This window comes from Pseudarthrobacter sp. BRE9 (assembly GCF_031844305.1).
Classification (GTDB): Bacteria; Actinomycetota; Actinomycetes; order Actinomycetales; family Micrococcaceae; genus Arthrobacter.
On sequence record NZ_JAUZUY010000005.1, the window covers coordinates 66,527 to 85,780 of the forward strand.

Below are 19,254 nucleotides of genomic sequence, written 5' to 3' on the forward strand. Positions count from 1 at the left end.
GCTGTGACAGGATTGCAGCTATGACTGCTCCCATCGCCACGCCATGGCTTTCCGGCCAGCCTGACCAGGATCCCCGTTCTGCTACCGGGGCTCCGCTGCGCTGGGGAATCATTGCAACGGGCAGCATCGCCCGCGCCGTCTCGCAGGATCTCGCGCTGCTTGAAGACGCCGAGCTGTATGCGGTCAGCTCCCGGGCACAGGACACCGCGGACGCTTTTGCCGTGGCCTATGACTTTGCAAAGGCCTACGGGGACGACGGCGGTGTGCCCGGCTACCAGCGGCTGCTCGCCGATGACGCCGTGGACGTTGTCTACGTCGCCACGCCGCACGCACAGCACCACGAGATTGTCCTCGCCGCCCTGAACGCCGGCAAGCATGTCCTCTGCGAGAAGGCTTTCACCATCAACGCCCGGGAAGCATCGGAGCTTATCGACGTTGCCCGCAGCCGCCGCCTGTTCCTCATGGAGGCGGTCTGGAGCCGGTTCCTGCCCTCGATGCAGCGCGCGTTCCAGATCGCAGCCTCGGGTGAACTGGGAGACATCCACTGGATCACCGCGGACCTCGGCTTCCCGGCGCCGTACTCCCCCACGGCCAGGCTGTGGGCGCGGAATGACGGCGGAGGTGCCTTGCTGGACTTGTCCGTATACCCGCTCCTGTGGGCGCTCGGCACCCTTGGTTTTCCTCAAACGGTCAGCGCAACGGGCTTCGTCAACGACGACGGCGTGGATGCACAGAACGCCATGACCCTTGGCTATGGCCACGCGGCCCAGGTCCAGCTCACCTCCTCGCTCCTGGCCCACGGTCCGCGCACGGCTACCGTCTCGGGGAGCCTGGGCTTCCTGCAGAGCGTCGGTTCCATCAACAACCCCCGGGAACTCATCATCACCAAGGGGTGGGAAGAGCGCCGGTCGGAAACCTTCGACGTTGTGGGCAAGGGCTACACGTATGAGCTGCGCGAAGTCATGCGGTGTGTCCAGCAGGGACTGACCGAGAGTCCGGTGATGCCGCTTGAAGACACGCTGAACACGATGCGCCTTTTCGACGGCGTTCGTGCCCAGCTCGGTGTCAGCTACCCTAACGACAAGCCATCAGCGGGAGGAGCTGGATAGAAGCACGACGGCGCCAAGGCTGACTTCGCGCCAAAGGTCATGCATGTGACTTCCTGCTTTCGCCCTTGACACTTTCCGTGATCGTTCCCGCCTTTTGTAAAATCCCTTTAGCGAAGTCTGGACTTCCGGCAATAAGCGGTCTTAGGCTTTAGACAGCATCGATTGCACCGGTCACTGGGGGGTGGTACGCATGGCTCGACTGAGCTCTCCGTGGCGTGCCATGCGCCCGGCGCTCCTTGCCGGAGCAGCCGCAATTACCTGGCTGACGCTTTCGTCAACCGCAGCCTCCGCCGACTCCGGACCTGACTCCTCGTCCCTGCTCGGCAGCGTCACCAGTTCGGTTTCATCCCTTTCCAATACGGTTGCACCTGCTCCTCCAGCCTCCCCCGCCGGAGCTGCCGCGGGTCCCGGATTGGTTCAGCCAGTGGTAACCCAGGTGTCCGGCCTGGCGGACAACATCATCTCCGCCGTTCCCGTAGTGGACCAGGTGGTTCCGTCGGGAACAATTTCCGTAGTCGCCGCTCCCCTTGCCGCCGTCGCCGACGGCGTGACGGCCGGGGTGGCGCAGGTTGTTGCAGCCCCTGCGGCCGAGGCCGTCCCGGTACTGGAACCGGTACTCCAACCCGTTGCTGATCTTCTGACCGGCACCGTCCCGCTGCCCCTTCCGCTTCCCGCTTCGCCCGTTGACGGCGTACCCGCAGATCTTCCTGCCGGGGTAATCCCGGATTCCGCAGCAGCTCAGCCCGCAGCCGTGGAAGTGCTGCCGGACGCACCCAAAATGGCACCGGAACAGGATCTGGCTACCGGGTCCTCGCCCGCCGGGCCGCTCGCCGGCAGCAATTCGGAATCGGAAACGGCCGGCGCTGTATTCCTGGCGGACACTTCCGGCCCGCGGACTGCAGTATCTGTGCCCGCTGACCCGGCTTATGACCAGCCCCTTCCCGTTGACCCGTCGCCACTGCCTGTCCAGGCGCCTGCAGCCCCGGCATCCGGAGCGGGCAGCGGTGGATCATCCGGCGGCCCGTCCGGTGCTGCCGCGTGGCTTAGCCCCTTCGGCTTTGGTTTTGAACGTCCCGGCGCTGTCCTCGCCGGTGAGGCCTCTGAGCATGCCCCTGCACCGGTGTCATTCGACCCCGGTTCTTCTCCTGACTAGTTGATGCCACCTGCCCTTTACCGGGCAGCACGTGGCTTTACGGGCAGCTGATCAGCACCCGGACAACCTCAACTTTTCAGGAGTATCCATCATGAACTGCACCCTTCGCAGGGGGCTGCTTAGCACCCTCTTTGCCGGCGGCCTTCTGGCTTTCGGTTGCGCTGCCGCGAATGCAGCGGACACCACCAGCGGGACGGATCTTTCCGCTTCCGCCCTCATCTCGGCGGCGGCACCCGCTGACTCGACGTCGTTGGGCCTGCTGGGTGACCCAACGCCGGCCGGCTCAACAGGTGTCGCCGCCGCAGTGGACGTCAACCTCGGCCTCGGCAACACCGCCACGGGGACCACCGACGGCACCACGGCGGACCTCGCCGTCGACGCTGCCGTAGACCTCGGAATCGGCGGCATCACCACCGACCCCGCAACCACCGGCACCACCGACCTGGCAGCGGCAGCAGACGTCAACCTCGGACTCGGCAACACCGGGACCGGCACGGGGACCACCGACGGCACCACGACGGACCTCGCCGTCGACGCAGCCGTCAACCTCGGCCTCGGCGGCATCACCACCGACCCCGCAACCACCGGCACCACCGACCTGGCAGCGGCAGCAGACGTCAACCTCGGACTCGGCAACACCGGGACCGGCACGGGGACCACCGACGGCACCACGGCAGACCTCGCCGTCGACGCAGCCGTAGACCTCGGGCTCGGCGGCATCACCACCGGTGATACCAGCGGACTTGGCACCACCGTCGACGCAGCCGTAGACCTCGGAATCGGCGGGGTCACCAACGGTGGTACCGCGGGTGGAGTCGATGCAGGTGTTGACCTTGGAGCTGGTTTGGACACCGGAACTGTAGGCACCGGGGGCCTCGATGCTGCTGTCGACCTTGGCATTGAGCTGGGCATTGGACTTGGCGGTGACAGCAGCACCGGCACCCCGGGCACGAACACACCCGGCAACACTGACCCGGGAACCACTAACCCGGGGGACGGCACCAGCGGAGACACCGGCACCCTTGATCCGGGAACCACTGCTCCGGGCACCGGCACGCCAGGTTCGGATAAACCGGCCGGCAACGGCGGCACTACCGCCGGCGATGACTCCACAAACGGCAACGGCACAACCGGCGGCGGCAACTTCATCGCAGGACCGGCAGGATCCACCGCGGTAAGCGGGGCTATCACTACGGTGACCACTCCCCGCACCACCACGGCCGGCAACTCTGCCCTTGCCAACACGGGCTCCGCCCACACCGGCCTGGCCAACACAGGCTGGGATGGATCGTTGGTTCCCCTTGCCCTGCTGCTCCTGGCAGGCGGACTCCTGATGCTCCGCAAGCGCAAGGTGTCCTGAAGTCCCAGGCTGTAACGGAAACCGCCCGCACACGCGCCTGAAGCGGCAGCACCCAGCGGGCTGACGAAAGGAGGCCAACCACCCGGCAAACAACCAAGCGACAGTACAAAACATGTCCTCAGCACACATGTCCTTGTAGCCAATGGTCCGGCGGCGAAGGCGTTTGAATCGCCGCCGGGCCGTCGGCGTGCCGCAACGGGAAAGCCCGGGTCAATCGCAGGTTCCGCCGGACCGCCCGTATAATTTGAGGTACGACAGTGCCGCAGCGCACCGGGAGGAACGGTCATGGTGGCGGAATCGCCTAGCTCCATCAAGAATGAAGTTGTCGGCGGTCGCTACCGTTTGGGCGAAGTTATAGGCCGCGGTGGAATGTCATCGGTGTATTGCGCGCGGGATGAAAAACTGGGCCGTGACGTGGCGTTGAAACTCTTCGCCCCGCAGGCTCCGGACGCGGAAGAGCTTAAGCGGCAGGAAGCCGAAATCCAGCTCCTTGCCACCCTGAACCACCCCGGCCTGGTGACGCTCTTCGACGCCGGAATCGATGACCGTATTCCGGATGAGCCCCGGCCCTTCCTCACTATGGAACTCGTCGAGGGCCAGGACCTGCGAAGCCGCATCCGGCACAGCAGGGTGCCGCTGGAAGAGCTGTCCGTCATCGGAGCCGGCATCGCCGACGCACTGGCATACGTGCATGGCCTGGGCATCATCCACCGCGACATCAAACCGGGCAACATCCTCCTGGTCCAGATCCGCCCCGGCGAGCCGCTGCGTCCCAAGCTCACGGACTTCGGCATCGCCAGGATCGTGGATTCCACCCGGCTCACTGCCACGGGCACCATGGTAGGCACGGCTGCCTACCTCAGCCCGGAGCAGGCCCTGGGCAAACCCCTGTCGTCCGCCACTGACATCTATTCGCTGGGTTTGGTGCTGCTGGAGTGCATCAAGGGCACCGTGGAGTACCCCGGCAGCGCCGTGGAATCCGCCGTTGCCCGGCTCCACCGCGCCCCGGAGATCCCCGACGACGTTCCCGCCGAATGGGCGGACCTCATCCGTTCCATGACTGCCATCGAGCCGCTGGAACGTCCGGCGGCCGCTGACATTGAGACGGCGCTGCGACAGGCACTGGTTTCGCCGGCCTCAACGCCCGGAGAACTGGCGCCGGAAACCACGCGGGTGCTTCCCGCCATGCCTTTCCACCCGCCCTCCATTACTGCCGAAGAATCTGTGGAAGAGGTGCGGGAAGCCGCGGCGTCCATGGAGGCTGATGCGCCTGCGACCGGCGCCCGGCTTGCTGTCCCGCGATCTGGTTCTGAAGTGGCAACGTCCGGAGCGGCAGCCAGCACATCCGCCGGCAAGGCCCGCCGCCAGCCCCGCCTGGCCCGGATCCAGCGCATATGGCTGGCCGTGGTGCTCGGTGTCCTGTTGCTTACTGGAGCCGCCGCTGCGGTGATGATGAGCCTCTCAGCCCGGCCTGCCGACGTCGTCCCTTATCCCACGGTGACCGGCGTCCTGGGCGACCATCTGCAGGAACTGCAAAAGAGTGTTGAACCGTGACGCTGCCGCAGGCAATTCCCGGCCGGGTTGTCCTTGCCTGCTCGGCGGCTCTCCTGGCGGCAGGCTTCCTCAGCGCATGCGCGGCGACGGAAAACGGGCTTCAGCGCGAGGCCGCGGCCCAGCTTCAGGCGCGGGTGCTGGAAGTGACCCAGGCGTCGTCCCAAAATGATCCAAACTCGGCACTGAAGGCGCTGGAGGGACTTGAAGCGGACCTCTCGGCACTTCAGGCAAAGGGCAAGGTCTCCGAGGATCGGCGCCGCAGCATCACTACGGTGGCCACCGCTGTCCGGGCAGACCTCAAGGAGGTGGTCGCCGCACAACAGCAGGCGGCGGCAGCGAGGGCCGCCGAGGAAGCCAGGGTCGCTGCCGGCCAGGCAGCTCAAAGCCCCTCCCCCACCGCCGAGGCACCGGCACCCCAGCCGGCTCCCGCGCCGGCACCGGCCCAAGGCAACGCGGGAGGCGCCGACGCCGGCAAGAACAGCAATGGCGACAAAGGCAAGGGCAAAAACTAGCCCGGGCACAAAGAGCACAAAAAAGAGGCGGTGCTCCGGAGCAATCCGGAGCACCGCCTCTCTGCGTCAGCTGCTGCAACAGCGGCCGGTGCTAGGCCAGGCTGGCGATGACCTCATTAAGGGTGGCGGAAGGACGCATCACGGCGGAAGCCTTTGCGTCGTCCGGGCGGTAGTAGCCGCCGATGTCCACGGGTGAGCCCTGGACCTCGGCCAGCTCGCCCACAATCGTTTCCTCCTTGGAGGAAAGCTCGTTGGCGACGGAACTGAACGCGGCGGCCAGGTCGGCGTCGTCCGTTTGCTTGGCCAGCTCTTCGGCCCAGTAGCGGGCCAGGAAGTAGTGGCTGCCACGGTTGTCCAGCTCGCCCACGCGGCGGCTCGGGGACTTGTTCTCCAGCAGGAACGTGCCGGTGGCACGGTCCAGGGTGTCGGCCAGGACCTGGGCGCGGGCGTTGCCCGTGGTGGTGGCCAGGTGCTCGAAGCTGACGGCCAGCGCCAGGAACTCGCCCAGGCTGTCCCAGCGGAGGTGGTTTTCCTTGAGCAGCTGCTGGACGTGCTTCGGTGCGGAACCGCCGGCGCCGGTCTCGAAGAGTCCACCGCCGTTCATCAGCGGAACAACAGAGAGCATCTTGGCGCTGGTGCCCAGTTCCAGGATGGGGAACAGGTCAGTGAGGTAGTCGCGGAGCACGTTGCCCGTGACGGAGATGGTGTCCTCGCCCTTGCGGATGCGCTCCAGGGTGAAGGCGATGGCCTTGACCGGGGACATGATCTGGATGTCCAGGCCGTCGGTGTCGTGCTCCTTCAGGTACTCGTTGACCTTGGCGATGAGGTTGGCATCGTGGGCGCGTTCCTCGTCCAGCCAGAACACGGCCGGGGTCTGGGAGGCGCGGGCGCGGGTGACGGCCAGCTTGACCCAGTCGCGGATGGGGGCGTCCTTGGTCTGGCAGGCGCGCCAGATGTCACCCTCGGAGACCTCGTGTTCGAGCAGGACGTTGCCTGCGCCATCGACGATCTGAACCTTTCCGGCTTCCTGGATCTCGAAGGTCTTGTCGTGGCTGCCGTATTCCTCGGCTGCCTGGGCCATGAGGCCAACGTTCGGGACGGTGCCCATGGTGGTGGGGTCGTAGGCGCCGTTGGCGCGGCAGTCATCGATGACCACCTGGTAGATGCCGGCGTAGGAGCTGTCCGGCAGGACGGCCAGGGTGTCCGCTTCCTTGCCGTCCGGACCCCACATGTGGCCTGAGCTGCGGATCATGGCAGGCATGGAGGCGTCAACGATCACGTCGCTGGGGACGTTCAGGGTGGTGATGCCCTTGTCCGAGTCCACCATGGCCAGGGCGGGCCCGTCTTCCAGGCCCTTCTTGATCAAGTTCTGCACGCCGTCGCGCACGTCCCCGGGAAGGTCCTCGAGGCTGCTCAGGATGGCGGCCAGGCCGTTGTTCGGGCTGATGCCGGCGGCGGCGAGCTGCTTGCCGTAGGTCTCAAACAGTTCAGAGAAGTAGGCCTTGACCACGTGGCCGAAGATGATGGGGTCCGAAACCTTCATCATGGTGGCCTTCAGGTGGGCGGAGAACAGCACGCCCTCTTCCTTGGCGCGGGCAACCTGGGCCTTGAGGAATTCGTCCAGGGCGGCGGCGCGCATCACGGTGCCGTCGATGACCTCGCCGGCCAGGACCGGGAAGGCCTTCTTCAGGACCTTTACCGACCCGTCTTCGCGGACCAGCTGGATGGCGATGGTGCCCTCGGACCCGATGACCACGGACTTCTCGTTGGAACGGAAGTCGTCCTGGCCCATGGTGGCCACGTTGGTCTTGGAGTCAGGGGTCCACGCGCCCATGGAGTGCGGGTTCTGGCGGGCGTAGTTCTTGACGGACAGCGGGGCCCGGCGGTCAGAGTTGCCTTCGCGCAGGACCGGGTTCACGGCCGAACCCTTGATCTTGTCGTAGCGCGAACGGACGGCGGTTTCCTCATCGGAGGAGGGGTTGTCCGGGTAGTCCGGCAGCGCGTAGCCCTGGCCCTGGAGCTCGGCGATCGCGGCCTTCAGCTGCGGGATGGAGGCGCTGATGTTGGGCAGCTTGATGATGTTGGCTTCCGGCGTCTTCGCCAGCTCACCGAGTTCAGCAAGGGCGTCACCGATCTGCTGCTCCGGGGTGAGGTAATCACCGAACACGGCGATGATGCGGCCGGCGAGCGAAATGTCGCGGGTCTCCACCTCCACACCTGCTGTCGAAGCGAACGCCTCGATGATCGGCAGGAACGAATAGGTAGCCAGCATCGGCGCTTCGTCGGTGTGGGTGTAGATAATCTTGGACATGCGCGGGCGTCTCCCTGTGGGTCGGCTTGGTTGTGAAAATTCGGTCTATTTCACCATGTACAACTTACCCGAGGACACCGGTTTGAACCGTACCGGAGCCCCAGCGTTACCGCTGCGGACGGCAGGATTACAGCGATGGAGAACGGACGACGGCGGCAGGAACCAAGGCGCTCGGGTCACCCCGCCGCCCGTGCGGCAGGGCTGCTCCCCCTGGCGACGCAGACCATACATGATACGTCACTACTATTTACAAACCTGTCATGAAAGGGATAAATTCACAGGGTAACACTTGGCTTTCCCAGGCCTTTCCCCGTTCAGACAGGACAACAATGACAAGCACCAGGTCTCTGGCTTCCGCCCTCCTGAGCCTTTCCGCCGCCACCGTTCTGGCTCTCACCGGCGCAGGTGCTGCCGCCGCGGTGCCCGCAGCACCGGACGACAACAAGAACCCGTCCGTGACCAGTGCTGTCCTCGACGCCGCCGGCGCGGCTGACTACTGGACTCCTGAGAGGATGCAAAGCGCGGTTACCGGTGACGTCCTGGCCGGCAAGGCACTGGAACGCGGCAACCGCTCCAACGCAGCCCTGGTCGAAAAGGGCAAGCCGTCCACCACCGGCTCAACCAAGGCCCCAAAGACCACGACCACCCTCGCCAAGAGTGAAACTCCGGTCAAGCACATCGGCAAGGTGTTCTTCACCCTGGGTGGAACCAACTACGTATGCTCCGGCAACGCCGTCTCCTCCCCGAACGGCAGCACGGTCTCCACGGCCGGCCACTGCGTGAACGAGGGTCCCGGCGCATACGCCACGAACTTCGTCTTCGTGCCCGCCTACGACAACGGCGCGGCACCGTACGGCAAATGGACTGCCCGCTCCCTCTACGCCCCCAGCCAGTGGGTTTCGAACGGTGACATGACGTACGACACCGGCTTCGCCGTTGTCAGTCCCCTGAACGGCAAGAACCTGACGGCGGTCGTCGGCGGCTCGGGAGTGGCGTTCAATCAGGCCTACGGCCTCACCTACAAGTCCTTCGGCTACCCTGCGGCGGCACCTTTCAATGGGATGTCCCTGTGGAGTTGCACAGGGAAGGCGACCAAGGACCCCAACAACCCGCAGTTTGGCACCCAGGGCATTCCCTGCGACATGACCGGCGGCTCTTCGGGCGGCCCGTGGTTCATCCAGACGAGCTCCTCGCCCGGGGCTGGCGGACTGCAGAACTCCATCAACAGCTACGGCTACAACGGATCGGCCGTGATGTACGGCCCATACTGGGGCTCCGTCATCCAGGCCACATACAACAGTGCAGCAGCCTCCTAAGGAACCCAGCCCCGACGAGGATCCTGTCAGCCACGTTGACCTGACCCAGTCACACGAGGAAGTCCTCGAGTACTGGACCAAGCAGCGGATGGCAGAGGCCAAGCCCCGGGAGATCCAACTTCCGGAGCCCGGCCCCCGTCCAGGCGACCAGGACTAAGCCGGCACAACGACGACGGCGCCCGCCCCTTTCGCAGGGGCGGGCGCCGTCGTCGTTGAATCAGTGGAAGAAGTGGCGGGCGCCGGTGAAGTACATGGTGATGCCGGCCGCGTTGGCTGCCGCGATCACCTCGTCGTCTCGGACGGATCCGCCGGGCTGCACGACGGCGCGGACGCCGGCGTCGATCAGGATCTGCAGGCCGTCGGCGAACGGGAAGAACGCGTCGGAGGCGGCTACGGCGTCGCGTGCCCGCTGCGGTGCGCCGGCACCGCTGGCGTTGGAGGCACCGCCGGCACCTTCGACGTCGGATGCCACCGTGACACCCAGCGTGTTGGCCCGCTCCACGGCCAGGCGGCAGGAATCAAGCCGGTTGACCTGCCCCATGCCGATGCCCACCGCCGCGCCGTCCTGGGCGAGGAGGATGGCGTTGGACTTGGCGGCCCGGCAGGCGGTCCACGCGAAAGCAAGATCCGCAAGGGTCTTCTCGTCCGCCGCTTCACCGGCGGCCAGGGTCCAGTGGGCTGGGTTGTCGCCGTCGGCGTCCACCTTGTCAGCCACCTGGACCAGCATGCCGCCGGAAACCTGGCGGAACTCGGTGGGATAGCGGCCATAGCCATCGGGGAGGGCGAGCAGGCGGATGTTCTTCTTCTTCGACAGGATCTCCACGGCCTCGGGCTCAAAGCCCGGCGCGATGACAACTTCGGTGAAGATGTCCTTGACGGTGTTGGCCATGCCCGCGGTCACGGTTCGGTTGGCCGCGATGACGCCACCGAACGCGGAAACCGGGTCGCAGGCGTGGGCCTTGGCGTGGGCGTCGGCGATGGGGTCCGCCGCGTCCTCGGAGCCGACGGCCACGCCGCAGGGGTTGGCGTGCTTGATGATGGCCACCGCCGGTTCGGCGAAGTCGTAGGCGGCGCGGAGGGCGGCGTCGGCGTCAACAAAGTTGTTGTAGCTCATGGCCTTGCCGTGCAGCTGGTCCGCCTGTGCGATACCGACCGGCGCGGCCTTGTCCACGTACAGTGCAGCCTGCTGGTGCGGGTTCTCGCCGTAGCGCAGGACTTCCGAGCGTTCCAGGGACAGGCCGGCATAGGCGGGCCAGTCAATGACGCCGTCACCGTCCTCATCCAGGAACTGGCTGGCGGTCCAGGTGGCCACCGCATTGTCGTAGGAAGCGGTGTGCGCGAAGGCCTTGGCGGCAAGGCGGCGGCGGGTCTTCAGGTCGAAGCCACCGGCGGCGGCAGCCTCCACCACCTGGCCGTAGAAGGACGGGTCCACCACAATGGCGACGGCGGCATGGTTCTTGGCGGCCGAGCGCACCATGGCGGGGCCTCCAATGTCGATCTGTTCCACGACGTCGTCCTGCGCGGCCCCGGACTTGACGGTCTCGACGAACGGGTAAAGGTTCACCACTACCAGGTCGAAGGCTTCGATGTCCATGCTGGCAAGGGTTTCCATGTGGGCGGGGACACGCCGGTCCGCCAGGATGCCGCCGTGCACGCGCGGGTGCAGCGTTTTGACCCGGCCGTCGAGCATCTCAGGTGAACCGGTGACCTCTTCCACCTCCTGCACGGGAATGCCCGCGGCGGCGATCTTCTTGGCCGTGGACCCGGTGGAGACCAGCTTCACGCCCGCTGCGTGCAGGCCCTGGGCGAGCTCCTCCAGACCGGTTTTGTCGTAAACCGAGATCAGGGCCCGGCGGATGGGTACACGGTCAATGGATACGCGCTCATGCTGCGTGAAGCTCACAAATGTCTCCGTCTTATCTCGCGGTACAAGGCCGCGGTTGGTGGGGATAGGGCCAGTTTATCGCGAAGGGCGCGGTTGCCCGGCGTGCCGGCCGGAGTGTGAACGGGGTGGGGGCCGGGCTAGAGTTTTGGACAGGAGGCGGCGATGAATACTTACACCACTGTGCCCAGCGGCGAACAGGTGGTCCAGGAACTGCCCTGGCGATGGAAAGTCCAGGGCAGGATCTTCCTGATCGGAGGCCTCGGCTTCATGTTCGATGCGTGGGATGTGACCCTGAACGGCATCCTGATTCCACTACTGTCAAAGCATTGGTCACTCTCCGCCGGGGAGGCGGCCTGGGTGGGGACGGCCAACCTGATTGGCATGGCCCTGGGCGCCTTCGTCTGGGGAACCATCGCGGATACCGTGGGACGCAGGAAGGCTTTCACGGCCACCCTGCTGCTGTTCTCCGTCTTCACGGTATTCGGCGCGTTCGCCCCGGACTTCGCGTGGTTCTGCGTCTTCCGGTTCATGGCAGGGTTTGGCCTGGGCGGCTGCATTCCGGTGGACTATGCCCTGGTGGGTGAGTTCACCCCGCGGAAGCAGCGCGGCAAAGTGCTGACGGCAATGGATGGTTGGTGGCCCATCGGAGCGGCCCTGGCAGGGTTTGTCTCCGCCGGGCTTGTGGCCCTCTCCGGCGACTGGCGCCTGACCATGCTGGTAATGGTCCTGCCCGCCCTGCTGGTTTTCTGGGTCCGGCGCAGCGTGCCGGAGTCCCCGCTGTTCCTGATCCGGAAAGGCCGGCGGGAGGAAGCGGCCCGGATCATCGACGGACTGGTGGAGGCCACAGGGGCAGAAGCACGGGCCTACAGCCTTCCGGACGCCAGGGACGTCCCGCGGCTGTCGGCCGGCAGCGCATGGACGCAGCTGCGGTCCGTATGGCAATTCAACTGGAAGATCACCGCCGCGGCCTGGTCCCTGTTCTTCAGCATCCTGCTGGTGTACTACCTGTCCCTGACCTGGATGCCGCGCATCCTCATTGGCGCTGGGTTTGCGGAGTACAAGGCGTTCGTCACCACAGCCTCAATGGCCGCCGTCGGATTCCTTGGCGTGGTGGTGGCAGCCTTGCTGGTGGAGCGCGTGGGCCGGAAATGGATCCTTGCCATCACCGGTCCGCTGTCCGCGCTGACCCTGGTGATCGTGGCATTCGTGGTGGACATCCCCACGGCCGCGGTGTTCTGGCTGCTGGTGTTCGGGTTCGTGGTGCAGGTAGCAATCCCCGTGCTGTACGCGTACGTATCCGAGCTGTACCCCACCGAGCTCCGGGGCACCGGCTTCGGCTGGGCGTCCACGTTCTCGCGCCTCGGCGCAGGCTTTGGCCCACTGATCTTCGCGAACTACTTCTGGCCGGAGCTCGGGCTGGCCACGTCGTTTGCGCTGGCGGGAGCCCTGGTGCTGGCGTCCGTGCTGTGGATGGCATTCTTCTCCCCCGAAACCCGCCAGCGCCGCCTCGACTGACCCCCTCCCTTCCCTTCCCTACCTAGTTGGGAGGGGCGGGACGTCCGAGGGGTTAGGAGGCGGAGAACGAGGGGTCGGCGGCCAGGGCGGCCAGCGTGGAAACCAGGAGGCGGCGCTCCACCACCTTGATGCGCTCGTGCAGGGTTTCCTCCGTGTCGGAGTCCTCGATGGTCACGGCTTCCTGGGCAATGATGGGCCCGGTGTCCACGCCGGCGTCCGCCCAGTGGACCGTGCAGCCCGTTACCTTCACCCCGTAGGCCATCGCATCCCGCACGCCGTGAGCACCGGGGAATGCCGGCAGCAGCGCCGGGTGCGTGTTCAGGTACCGGCCGTTGAACGCGTCGATGAAACGCGGGCTGACGATCCGCATGAAACCCGAGGACACCACCACGTCCGGATTGTAGGCCGCCACGGCTTCGGTCAGCGCCGCATTCCAATCGGCACGGTCCGGGTAGGTGTTGAAGTCCACCACGAACGTGGGGATGCCGGCCGCAGCTGAGCGTTCGACGCCGTACGTTCCTTCGCGGTCGGCGCCCACCGCGGCGATCTCCACGGGAAGTTCGCCCGCCTTCACGGCGTCGATGACTGCCTGGAGATTGGACCCTGTTCCGGAAACGAGGACGACGATACGCATTGGTCCAGCTTAGGTGCAGGCTCGCGTACGCTGGAAAACATGAACAGTGAACCGGGCCGGAGCGGGCAGCAGCAGGTCAGGCGCCCGCTTAGCGAGGCGGCGAAAGCGTCCCTCGCCAAGACCCACACGCTGTTCCGGATGTTCGTGGTCTCGGTGCTCGGCGCGTTCTTCGTGTACCAGCTGGATGTGGGCTACCTGTGGCTGACCACGGTCCTTACCGCCGCGAGCCTGGTCCTGGGAATTGTCCTGCTGGTGCGGGCAGTGCGGCTGAAGGAATCCAAACTGGTTCTCTTCGGCACCATTTCCGGCATGGTGGTTGCGGCTGTCATGGTGCTGCTGATTGTCACCACCATGGTCCTTTTTGACCAGGTCCGCGAGTACCAGGCCTGCCTTGGCCGCGCACTCACGGACCGGGCCACCCACACCTGCATGGTGCAGTTCCAGGACGTCCTGCCCACCAAGGTGCGCTGAGCCCGCGCTGGGTCCTAGTGGACCAGTTCCGCGTCCTGTTCCACGGCCGTGGTTTTCTCGCCTTCCAGCCACGGTCCGGCGGCATAGCCAATCACGACGCCGGCAGCCACCTCGGCAGCCACCCACAGTCCCGTCCACAAAGGGTCAGGTCCGATGGCGGTCAGGCGGCCCACCCCGGCCGAGCCCCTGGCAACCCAGGCCAAGCACACGGTCAGCAGTCCCGCGGCCAGCCCGGCCAACACGCCGAGCACCAAGGTGGAGACCGTGGCCGTGAACCAGCGGGCGTGGACCTTGATGGCCAGCCACTCGTCAAAATGGTTTTCGCCCTCGCGGAGGAACCACCACCCTGCCATGGCGCCGGCCAGCACCGGAACGATCATGGCCACGAAGGCGTAGTCCAGCGGCCCCGACGGGATGGCCGCCAGGACGGGGATGGACGGAAGCGGCCCCACGGCGGTGCCCAGCGGACCCACCTGGGAGCCGACACCCATGGCGACGCCGGCGCCGGATGTCCAGGCGAGGGCGAAAACCACAAGGTTGGGCAGGAAGCCGAGCTGCGCGATGGTGAGCGCGGCACCTCCCACCGGCCCGGCGTCGAGCGCTTCATAGACGGATACCACCAGGTTCCAGTGGATGAACAGATCGACTGCCAGCAGCGCTGCGGCCAAAGCAAGCGCGGACAGCACGGCCACGAATCCTGCCTTCGCCGCGGATGCGAAGTATGAACCGGCCCAGCGGGAATGCTGGCTGGTCCGCGAGATCCAGTCCACGGCATCGACGCCGATGAGCCGGCTCCAGGAGCCTGCTTCCCTGCGCGCGCCGATCACCATGCCGAGCCCGTACGGAACCAGAGGAACCAGCATGGCGTACCAGAGGTTGATGACGACGTCGGCGTTGCGGCAGACGAATCCCGTGGCAGCGCCGAACGCCCCGTAAACCACCCACGATCCCAGCAGCGCCTGCCACAGTTGGTCTGTGTAGGAGGCACGGGCCAACCGGCGGCCCGCCCGCCAGGCCAGAAGGAAGGGAATGAGGGTCAGGCCCAGGGGAATCAGGCTCAGGACGCCGGTTCCGCCGTTCGTGGCTGCCCCGTGTCCGGGTCCCGCCAGTTCCAGGGGCACGCCGTGGACCAGGAGCCAGGATTGGCCTGCCAGGCGCGCCAGGACCTCGAACTGGCCATTCTGGAAACCGGCGGTGGCCCAGACGGCTACGATCGGCACCACCACCACCAGCGCGGAAATGATGGCCGCCTGCGCCGTTTCAAGGGCCCCCTGCAGCCACAAAGGCATGGGAAGGCCACGGTCTCCGGTCTGGTCAGCGCGCAGTTTCATCGTGTTCCATGGTGTCACGCCGGGTGCGCTCCGCCCGCGAACGACAGGCTCCACGGGGCACGGATGAACAATCAAATGACCGGCAGGCCGGCGCTTTTTCCGGTGCCCCGCCGTAAAATTGGTAGAAACCAACACCCGTTGCCCCGCCGAGGGCGTACTGCGATTTCTGCTGGCCGCCGCCTTTGCCCCCGCGCCAGCCAAGGACCCGGACTCCGTAAACCGGGAAAACAGGAGCCGCGAATGAAAGATGAACCGTAAGTTCTGAAGATATTCGTCCTACTGGCTGGTGCAGCCGCCGCTCTCAGCGCGGCTGCACCAGCGTTTTTAACGACTGCGGCGCCGGGAGCCCCCAAGGTAGCTCCCGGCGCCGTTCACCGTCGGGGCTGCTGATTCAGTCAGTGCCCCCGGAACGGGGGCCGAAGCCCCCGCGCCTGTCAGCGACGGGTGTCGCCGTCTGTTTCGATGTTCTCCTTGCGGACTTCCTCGTTGACCGTGACATCGTCGCGGACAACGTCCTTGTCCAGCCGGACGCGCTCCACCGGGACGGCTTCCTTCTCCACAACCGGGCGCTCCTCGTGGAGGATCACTTCGTGCTCTTCCTCGCTGATGTCGGGTCCGCTCAGGGCCGAACCGCGGTTTGCGTCGGTGATGGGTTCACGCTCAATCCGGACTTCTTCGCGCTCCACCGGGATGGTCTTGGTGACGTTCTCTGTGGTGACGTACTTGCGCAGCCGTGCCCGGCCGGTGGCTTCACGTTCCGTGCCCACATGCAGCTGTTCCTCGGACCGCGTCATGGCGTCATCCGTGGTGGGGCCGGAGGTGTCGTGGCCAACCGCTCCGCGTGCGCTGGTGTCCCGGTCCGCGGTGTCGCGGCCCCCGGCGATGCCTGCGGTGGGGGTGCCGGCGTTCAGGTCGGCGTCGCCCTGCAGGTCAACGTCCCCGGCCGTTCCGCTGCGCGCCTCGGTGTAGGTCCGTGCGCCACGTTCGTAGTACGTGTAGAGCCGGTCCTCTTCCTCGGGAGTGAGGTGGCCGTCGGCGTCCACGCGGGGCGCGTCCTTGACGTGCTCCTTGCTGTAGGGAACCACCAGGTCTTCGCCCTGGTTGTGTGCGCCCTCAACCGGCACGAAGGATTCGGAAGTACCGAAGAGGCCGGTCTTGACCGTGACCCATGTGGGCTCACCCGTGTCATCATCTGCATACAGCTGTCCGATCGAACCGATCTTCGTGCCGTCGGAACCGACGACGTTGCCGCCCTTGGTGAGCAGGTTTTCAAGATTTTCCCTGTTGAGCATGACTCTCCTTGGATGTGTCTTTGCACTGGGTCTGCCAGCAATGGATGTCCTGGCGCGGGTTGTCCCCAACGTCCGGCTTCCGCCCCGGCTGCTTGAGGCTATGCGCTGACTGCCCCCCTACCGTAAGCATGCTTAGCATCAGATGCCAAGCCTGCTTACTAAATTTTTTGAATCCCGGGACCAGTTGTTCACCGGCCCTTTTCCTTCGGGTAACGCTTTCTCCCCCGCCATTTCAAGGAAGGCGCCGACCGTTGAGGGGTGAGGATCGCAATCGTGGCCGAATCATTTTTGCCGTTGATGAACGGTGTCACCCACTCAGTCCTGCGGGTCCTGGACCATCTCCAGGAGCGGGGCGACGACGTCCTGGTCATCGCCCCGTCCGCACACGAGGGGGAGGCGGCGGTCCAGGTCAAGGGCGCTGAGGTCCACAGGCTTCCTGCAGTTCCGCTGGCAGGCTACACGAACGTCCGGGTGGCCGTGGGAGGTGTGTACCGGGTCAAGCGAATCCTTGCCGAGTACGCGCCCGACGTGGTTCATCTTGCCTCGCCGTTCGTGCTGGGCTGGCGCGCCGCCCAGGCTGCCAACCAGCTGGGCATTCCCACCGTGGCGATATACCAGACCGAGGTCCCCAGCTATGCAGCCCGGTACGGTGTGCCCTTCCTGGAGAACTGGGCCTGGAACCGGGTGGAGAACATCCACTTGCTGGCCACACGCACCCTGGTGCCCTCCACGTTCGCGCTGAACCAGTTGCGCGGCCGGGGCATTCCGCGGGTGCGGATGTGGCGCCGCGGCGTGGACACTGCGCGCTTTTCCCCGGAAAAGCGCGACGACGGGTGGCGGGCCGCCGTGGCCCCCAAGGGTGAACGGATCATCGGCTATGTGGGCAGGCTCGCCGTGGAGAAGCAGGTGGAGGACCTGGCCGCCCTGGCCGGTGTGCCCAACACCACGCTGGTGATTGTCGGCGACGGACCGCAGCGCACAGCCCTGGAGACAGCGCTTCCGGGCGCGGTGTTCACCGGGTTCCTGGGCGGCGATGACCTGGCCCGGGCGGTCGCCTCCTTCGATCTGTTCGTCCATCCCGGCGAGTTCGAAACCTTTTGCCAGACCATCCAGGAGGCCATGGCGTCGGGCGTACCGGTGGTGGCCACAGGCCGCGGCGGCCCCCTGGACCTGGTGGAGAACTCCCGGACCGGCTGGCTCTACGAACCCGGCGACCTGTCAGCCATGCGGGCCCGCGTCATGGACCTGATGGGCGACGACGCCAAGCGCCGTGCATTTGCGGCCGCAGCACACGCCTCGGTCCAGGACAGGACCTGGCCGGCGTTGTGCACCGAACTGGTGCAGCACTACAAAGACGCCATCGCAGCGGTCCCAGCACCCCCGCAGCGGACATCAAAGGCAGGAGCACCATCATGAGGATTTCAGTCATTGGCTGCGGCTACCTGGGCGCCGTCCACGCGGCAACCCTTGCTTCAATGGGCCACACCGTGGTGGGCATCGACGTGGATCCCGGCAAGGTGCAGCACCTGGCAAAGGGGGTGGCGCCATTTCACGAGCCCGGGCTTAACGAGCTGCTCCAGGACGGCCGCGCCACGGGGAGGCTGAGGTTTGCCACCGACCCAGCGGCGGCCAGGGATGCGCAGGTGCATTTCCTGTGCGTCGGGACGCCGCAGCACAGGACGTCCGACGCCGCCGACCTCACCTTCCTGGTCTCCGCCCTGGAAACCCTGCTGCCGCACCTGGCCGCGGGCGCCGTCGTCGTCGGTAAATCCACGGTGCCCGTTGGCACGGTGGATATGCTCCGCGGCATCCTGGCGGCACGGCCCGACGTGCTGCTCGGCTGGAACCCCGAGTTCCTGCGGCAGGGCACCGCCGTCAAGGACTCGCTGGTGCCGGACCGGCTGGTTTATGGCGTGGAGGGCGGCCGGTCCGCTGCCTTCAGCCCGGCTACAGGTGCGTCGGTGGGGGTCGCGGCAGCACTGGATGCGGTTTATGAGCCGCTGCTGGCGGCAGGGATTCCCCGCCTGGCCTGCAGCTTTGCCACCGCAGAACTGATCAAATCGGCCGCGAACGCGTACCTGGCCACCAAGGTCAGCTTCATCAACGCGATGGCTGGGCTGTGCGATGCTGCCGGCGCGGACGTGACGGAGCTCAGTGAGGCGATGGGGCTGGATCCGAGGATCGGCAGCAGGTACCTGCACGCGGGGCTCGGCTTCGGCGGCGGCTGCCTGCCCAAGGACATCCGCAGCTTCCGCGTACAGGCGGCCACCCTGGGAGTGCCCGCGGTGGAGGACTGGATGCGCCTGGTGGATGGGGTGAACCTCGGCCAGCGGGAGCGCACGGTCAGCCTCGCCACGGAGCTGTGCGGCGGATCGTTGATCGGGCGCCCGGTCACCGTCCTGGGCGCTTCCTTCAAACCCGATACCGACGACATCCGCGATTCCCCCGCCCTGGACGTGGCGGACCGGCTGGCCGCGGCCGGAGCCCACGTCACCGTCACGGACCCCAAAGCGGTGAATCTGGCCTGGCGCCGCTACCCGCGCCTCCGCTTCGAGGCGTCCACCGGACGGGCGCTCCTGGGCGCCGAACTGGTGCTGCTCCTCACCGAATGGAACGAGTACCGGCGGCTGTGTCCCGCCGTCGCCGGCCAGCTGGTACGACGGCGGGTGGTCCTGGATGCGCGGAATGTGCTGGATGCAGCAGCATGGCAGGAAGAAGGGTGGATAGTGCGTGGTCTTGGCACCTCCGCCGGGGCGCCGGTCAGGGTGCCCGCCGCGGGCTGACGCCTCAAAGGGGGCTCCTGCCAGGAGG

16 protein-coding genes are annotated in these 19,254 nt (G+C 66.3%); 11 read left to right on the forward strand and 5 right to left on the reverse strand.

The features are described 5' to 3' along the window. The first annotated feature begins 20 nt into the window (after positions 1-20). The 5 genes from Q9R31_RS11450 to Q9R31_RS11470 all read left to right on the forward strand — a co-directional run bounded on the left by Q9R31_RS11450 (position 21) and on the right by Q9R31_RS11470 (position 5,688). Positions 21-1,109, forward strand: coding sequence for a Gfo/Idh/MocA family oxidoreductase (locus Q9R31_RS11450; RefSeq protein ID WP_311262850.1), 1,089 nt, complete (start codon positions 21-23; stop codon positions 1,107-1,109). Positions 1,110-1,299: 190 nt separating this feature from the next. Beyond that, a complete protein-coding gene (locus tag Q9R31_RS11455; protein ID WP_311262851.1) occupies positions 1,300-2,262 on the forward strand; it encodes a hypothetical protein in 963 nt (320 codons plus the stop codon). Between the two features lie 91 nt (positions 2,263-2,353). After that, the gene (locus tag Q9R31_RS11460) at positions 2,354-3,622 is read left to right on the forward strand and encodes a hypothetical protein (RefSeq protein ID WP_311262852.1); all 1,269 of its coding nucleotides are present in this window, start codon (positions 2,354-2,356) and stop codon (positions 3,620-3,622) included. A gap of 285 nt (positions 3,623-3,907) precedes the next feature. Then, on the forward strand, positions 3,908-5,176 hold the full coding sequence (locus tag Q9R31_RS11465) for a protein kinase domain-containing protein (protein WP_311262853.1): 1,269 nt from the start codon (positions 3,908-3,910) through the stop codon (positions 5,174-5,176). Continuing rightward, the gene (locus tag Q9R31_RS11470) at positions 5,173-5,688 is read left to right on the forward strand and encodes a hypothetical protein (RefSeq protein WP_311262854.1); all 516 of its coding nucleotides are present in this window, start codon (positions 5,173-5,175) and stop codon (positions 5,686-5,688) included. Before Q9R31_RS11465 ends, Q9R31_RS11470 begins: the two co-directional genes overlap by 4 nt. A gap of 91 nt (positions 5,689-5,779) precedes the next feature. On the opposite strand, the gene Q9R31_RS11475 is transcribed toward Q9R31_RS11470, so the two are convergent. Beyond that, positions 5,780-7,999 carry an NADP-dependent isocitrate dehydrogenase gene (locus Q9R31_RS11475; RefSeq protein WP_311262855.1) on the reverse strand — a complete coding sequence of 740 codons (2,220 nt, stop codon included), beginning with the start codon at positions 7,997-7,999 and terminating at the stop codon, positions 5,780-5,782. 329 nt (positions 8,000-8,328) lie between these two features. Here Q9R31_RS11475 and Q9R31_RS11480 point away from each other — a divergent pair, with 329 nt between their 5' ends. Beyond that, a complete protein-coding gene (locus Q9R31_RS11480; protein ID WP_311262856.1) occupies positions 8,329-9,315 on the forward strand; it encodes a hypothetical protein in 987 nt (328 codons plus the stop codon). After that, positions 9,299-9,472 carry a hypothetical protein gene (locus tag Q9R31_RS11485; RefSeq protein WP_311262857.1) on the forward strand — a complete coding sequence of 58 codons (174 nt, stop codon included), beginning with the start codon at positions 9,299-9,301 and terminating at the stop codon, positions 9,470-9,472. Before Q9R31_RS11480 ends, Q9R31_RS11485 begins: the two co-directional genes overlap by 17 nt. A gap of 60 nt (positions 9,473-9,532) precedes the next feature. Here the strand turns inward: Q9R31_RS11485 and purH are convergent, their stop codons facing one another. Next, entirely contained in the window at positions 9,533-11,218 is a 1,686-nt protein-coding gene (gene purH, locus Q9R31_RS11490; protein WP_311262858.1) for a bifunctional phosphoribosylaminoimidazolecarboxamide formyltransferase/IMP cyclohydrolase, read from the reverse strand. A gap of 144 nt (positions 11,219-11,362) precedes the next feature. On the opposite strand from purH, the gene Q9R31_RS11495 reads away from it, so the two are divergent. Then, the gene (locus Q9R31_RS11495; protein WP_311262859.1) at positions 11,363-12,715 is read left to right on the forward strand and encodes an MFS transporter; all 1,353 of its coding nucleotides are present in this window, start codon (positions 11,363-11,365) and stop codon (positions 12,713-12,715) included. A 52-nt stretch (positions 12,716-12,767) separates the two neighbouring features. Here the strand turns inward: Q9R31_RS11495 and purN are convergent, their stop codons facing one another. After that, a complete protein-coding gene (gene purN, locus Q9R31_RS11500; RefSeq protein WP_311262860.1) occupies positions 12,768-13,349 on the reverse strand; it encodes a phosphoribosylglycinamide formyltransferase in 582 nt (193 codons plus the stop codon). 39 nt (positions 13,350-13,388) lie between these two features. On the opposite strand from purN, the gene Q9R31_RS11505 reads away from it, so the two are divergent. After that, positions 13,389-13,820, forward strand: a complete 432-nt coding sequence (locus tag Q9R31_RS11505; protein ID WP_311262861.1) for a hypothetical protein — start codon at positions 13,389-13,391, stop codon at positions 13,818-13,820. A gap of 14 nt (positions 13,821-13,834) precedes the next feature. Here the strand turns inward: Q9R31_RS11505 and Q9R31_RS11510 are convergent, their stop codons facing one another. Next, entirely contained in the window at positions 13,835-15,151 is a 1,317-nt protein-coding gene (locus Q9R31_RS11510; protein WP_311262862.1) for a DUF6350 family protein, read from the reverse strand. 434 nt (positions 15,152-15,585) lie between these two features. After that, entirely contained in the window at positions 15,586-16,443 is an 858-nt protein-coding gene (locus tag Q9R31_RS11515) for a PRC and DUF2382 domain-containing protein (protein ID WP_311262863.1), read from the reverse strand. 258 nt (positions 16,444-16,701) lie between these two features. On the opposite strand from Q9R31_RS11515, the gene Q9R31_RS11520 reads away from it, so the two are divergent. Beyond that, entirely contained in the window at positions 16,702-17,859 is a 1,158-nt protein-coding gene (locus Q9R31_RS11520) for a glycosyltransferase family 1 protein (protein ID WP_311262864.1), read from the forward strand. Continuing rightward, on the forward strand, positions 17,856-19,226 hold the full coding sequence (locus Q9R31_RS11525; RefSeq protein WP_311262865.1) for a UDP-glucose/GDP-mannose dehydrogenase family protein: 1,371 nt from the start codon (positions 17,856-17,858) through the stop codon (positions 19,224-19,226). The genes Q9R31_RS11520 and Q9R31_RS11525 overlap by 4 nt, the downstream gene beginning before the upstream one ends. The last annotated feature ends 28 nt before the right edge of the window (positions 19,227-19,254 follow it).

What these genes read in the sequence shown, in the direction of transcription:
- Q9R31_RS11525 (WP_311262865.1), top strand. Translation starts at nt 17,856, where the DNA reads ATGAGGATTTCAGTCATTGGCTGCGGCTACCTGGGCGCCGTCCACGCG.
- Q9R31_RS11450 (WP_311262850.1), top strand. Translation starts at nt 21, where the DNA reads ATGACTGCTCCCATCGCCACGCCATGGCTTTCCGGCCAGCCTGACCAG.
- Q9R31_RS11515 (WP_311262863.1), bottom strand. Translation starts at nt 16,443, where the DNA reads ATGCTCAACAGGGAAAATCTTGAAAACCTGCTCACCAAGGGCGGCAAC.
- Q9R31_RS11510 (WP_311262862.1), bottom strand. Translation starts at nt 15,151, where the DNA reads ATGAAACTGCGCGCTGACCAGACCGGAGACCGTGGCCTTCCCATGCCT.
- purN (WP_311262860.1), bottom strand. Translation starts at nt 13,349, where the DNA reads ATGCGTATCGTCGTCCTCGTTTCCGGAACAGGGTCCAATCTCCAGGCA.
- Q9R31_RS11505 (WP_311262861.1), top strand. Translation starts at nt 13,389, where the DNA reads ATGAACAGTGAACCGGGCCGGAGCGGGCAGCAGCAGGTCAGGCGCCCG.
- Q9R31_RS11465 (WP_311262853.1), top strand. Translation starts at nt 3,908, where the DNA reads ATGGTGGCGGAATCGCCTAGCTCCATCAAGAATGAAGTTGTCGGCGGT.
- Q9R31_RS11455 (WP_311262851.1), top strand. Translation starts at nt 1,300, where the DNA reads ATGGCTCGACTGAGCTCTCCGTGGCGTGCCATGCGCCCGGCGCTCCTT.
- Q9R31_RS11480 (WP_311262856.1), top strand. Translation starts at nt 8,329, where the DNA reads ATGACAAGCACCAGGTCTCTGGCTTCCGCCCTCCTGAGCCTTTCCGCC.
- Q9R31_RS11495 (WP_311262859.1), top strand. Translation starts at nt 11,363, where the DNA reads ATGAATACTTACACCACTGTGCCCAGCGGCGAACAGGTGGTCCAGGAA.
- Q9R31_RS11460 (WP_311262852.1), top strand. Translation starts at nt 2,354, where the DNA reads ATGAACTGCACCCTTCGCAGGGGGCTGCTTAGCACCCTCTTTGCCGGC.
- Q9R31_RS11475 (WP_311262855.1), bottom strand. Translation starts at nt 7,999, where the DNA reads ATGTCCAAGATTATCTACACCCACACCGACGAAGCGCCGATGCTGGCT.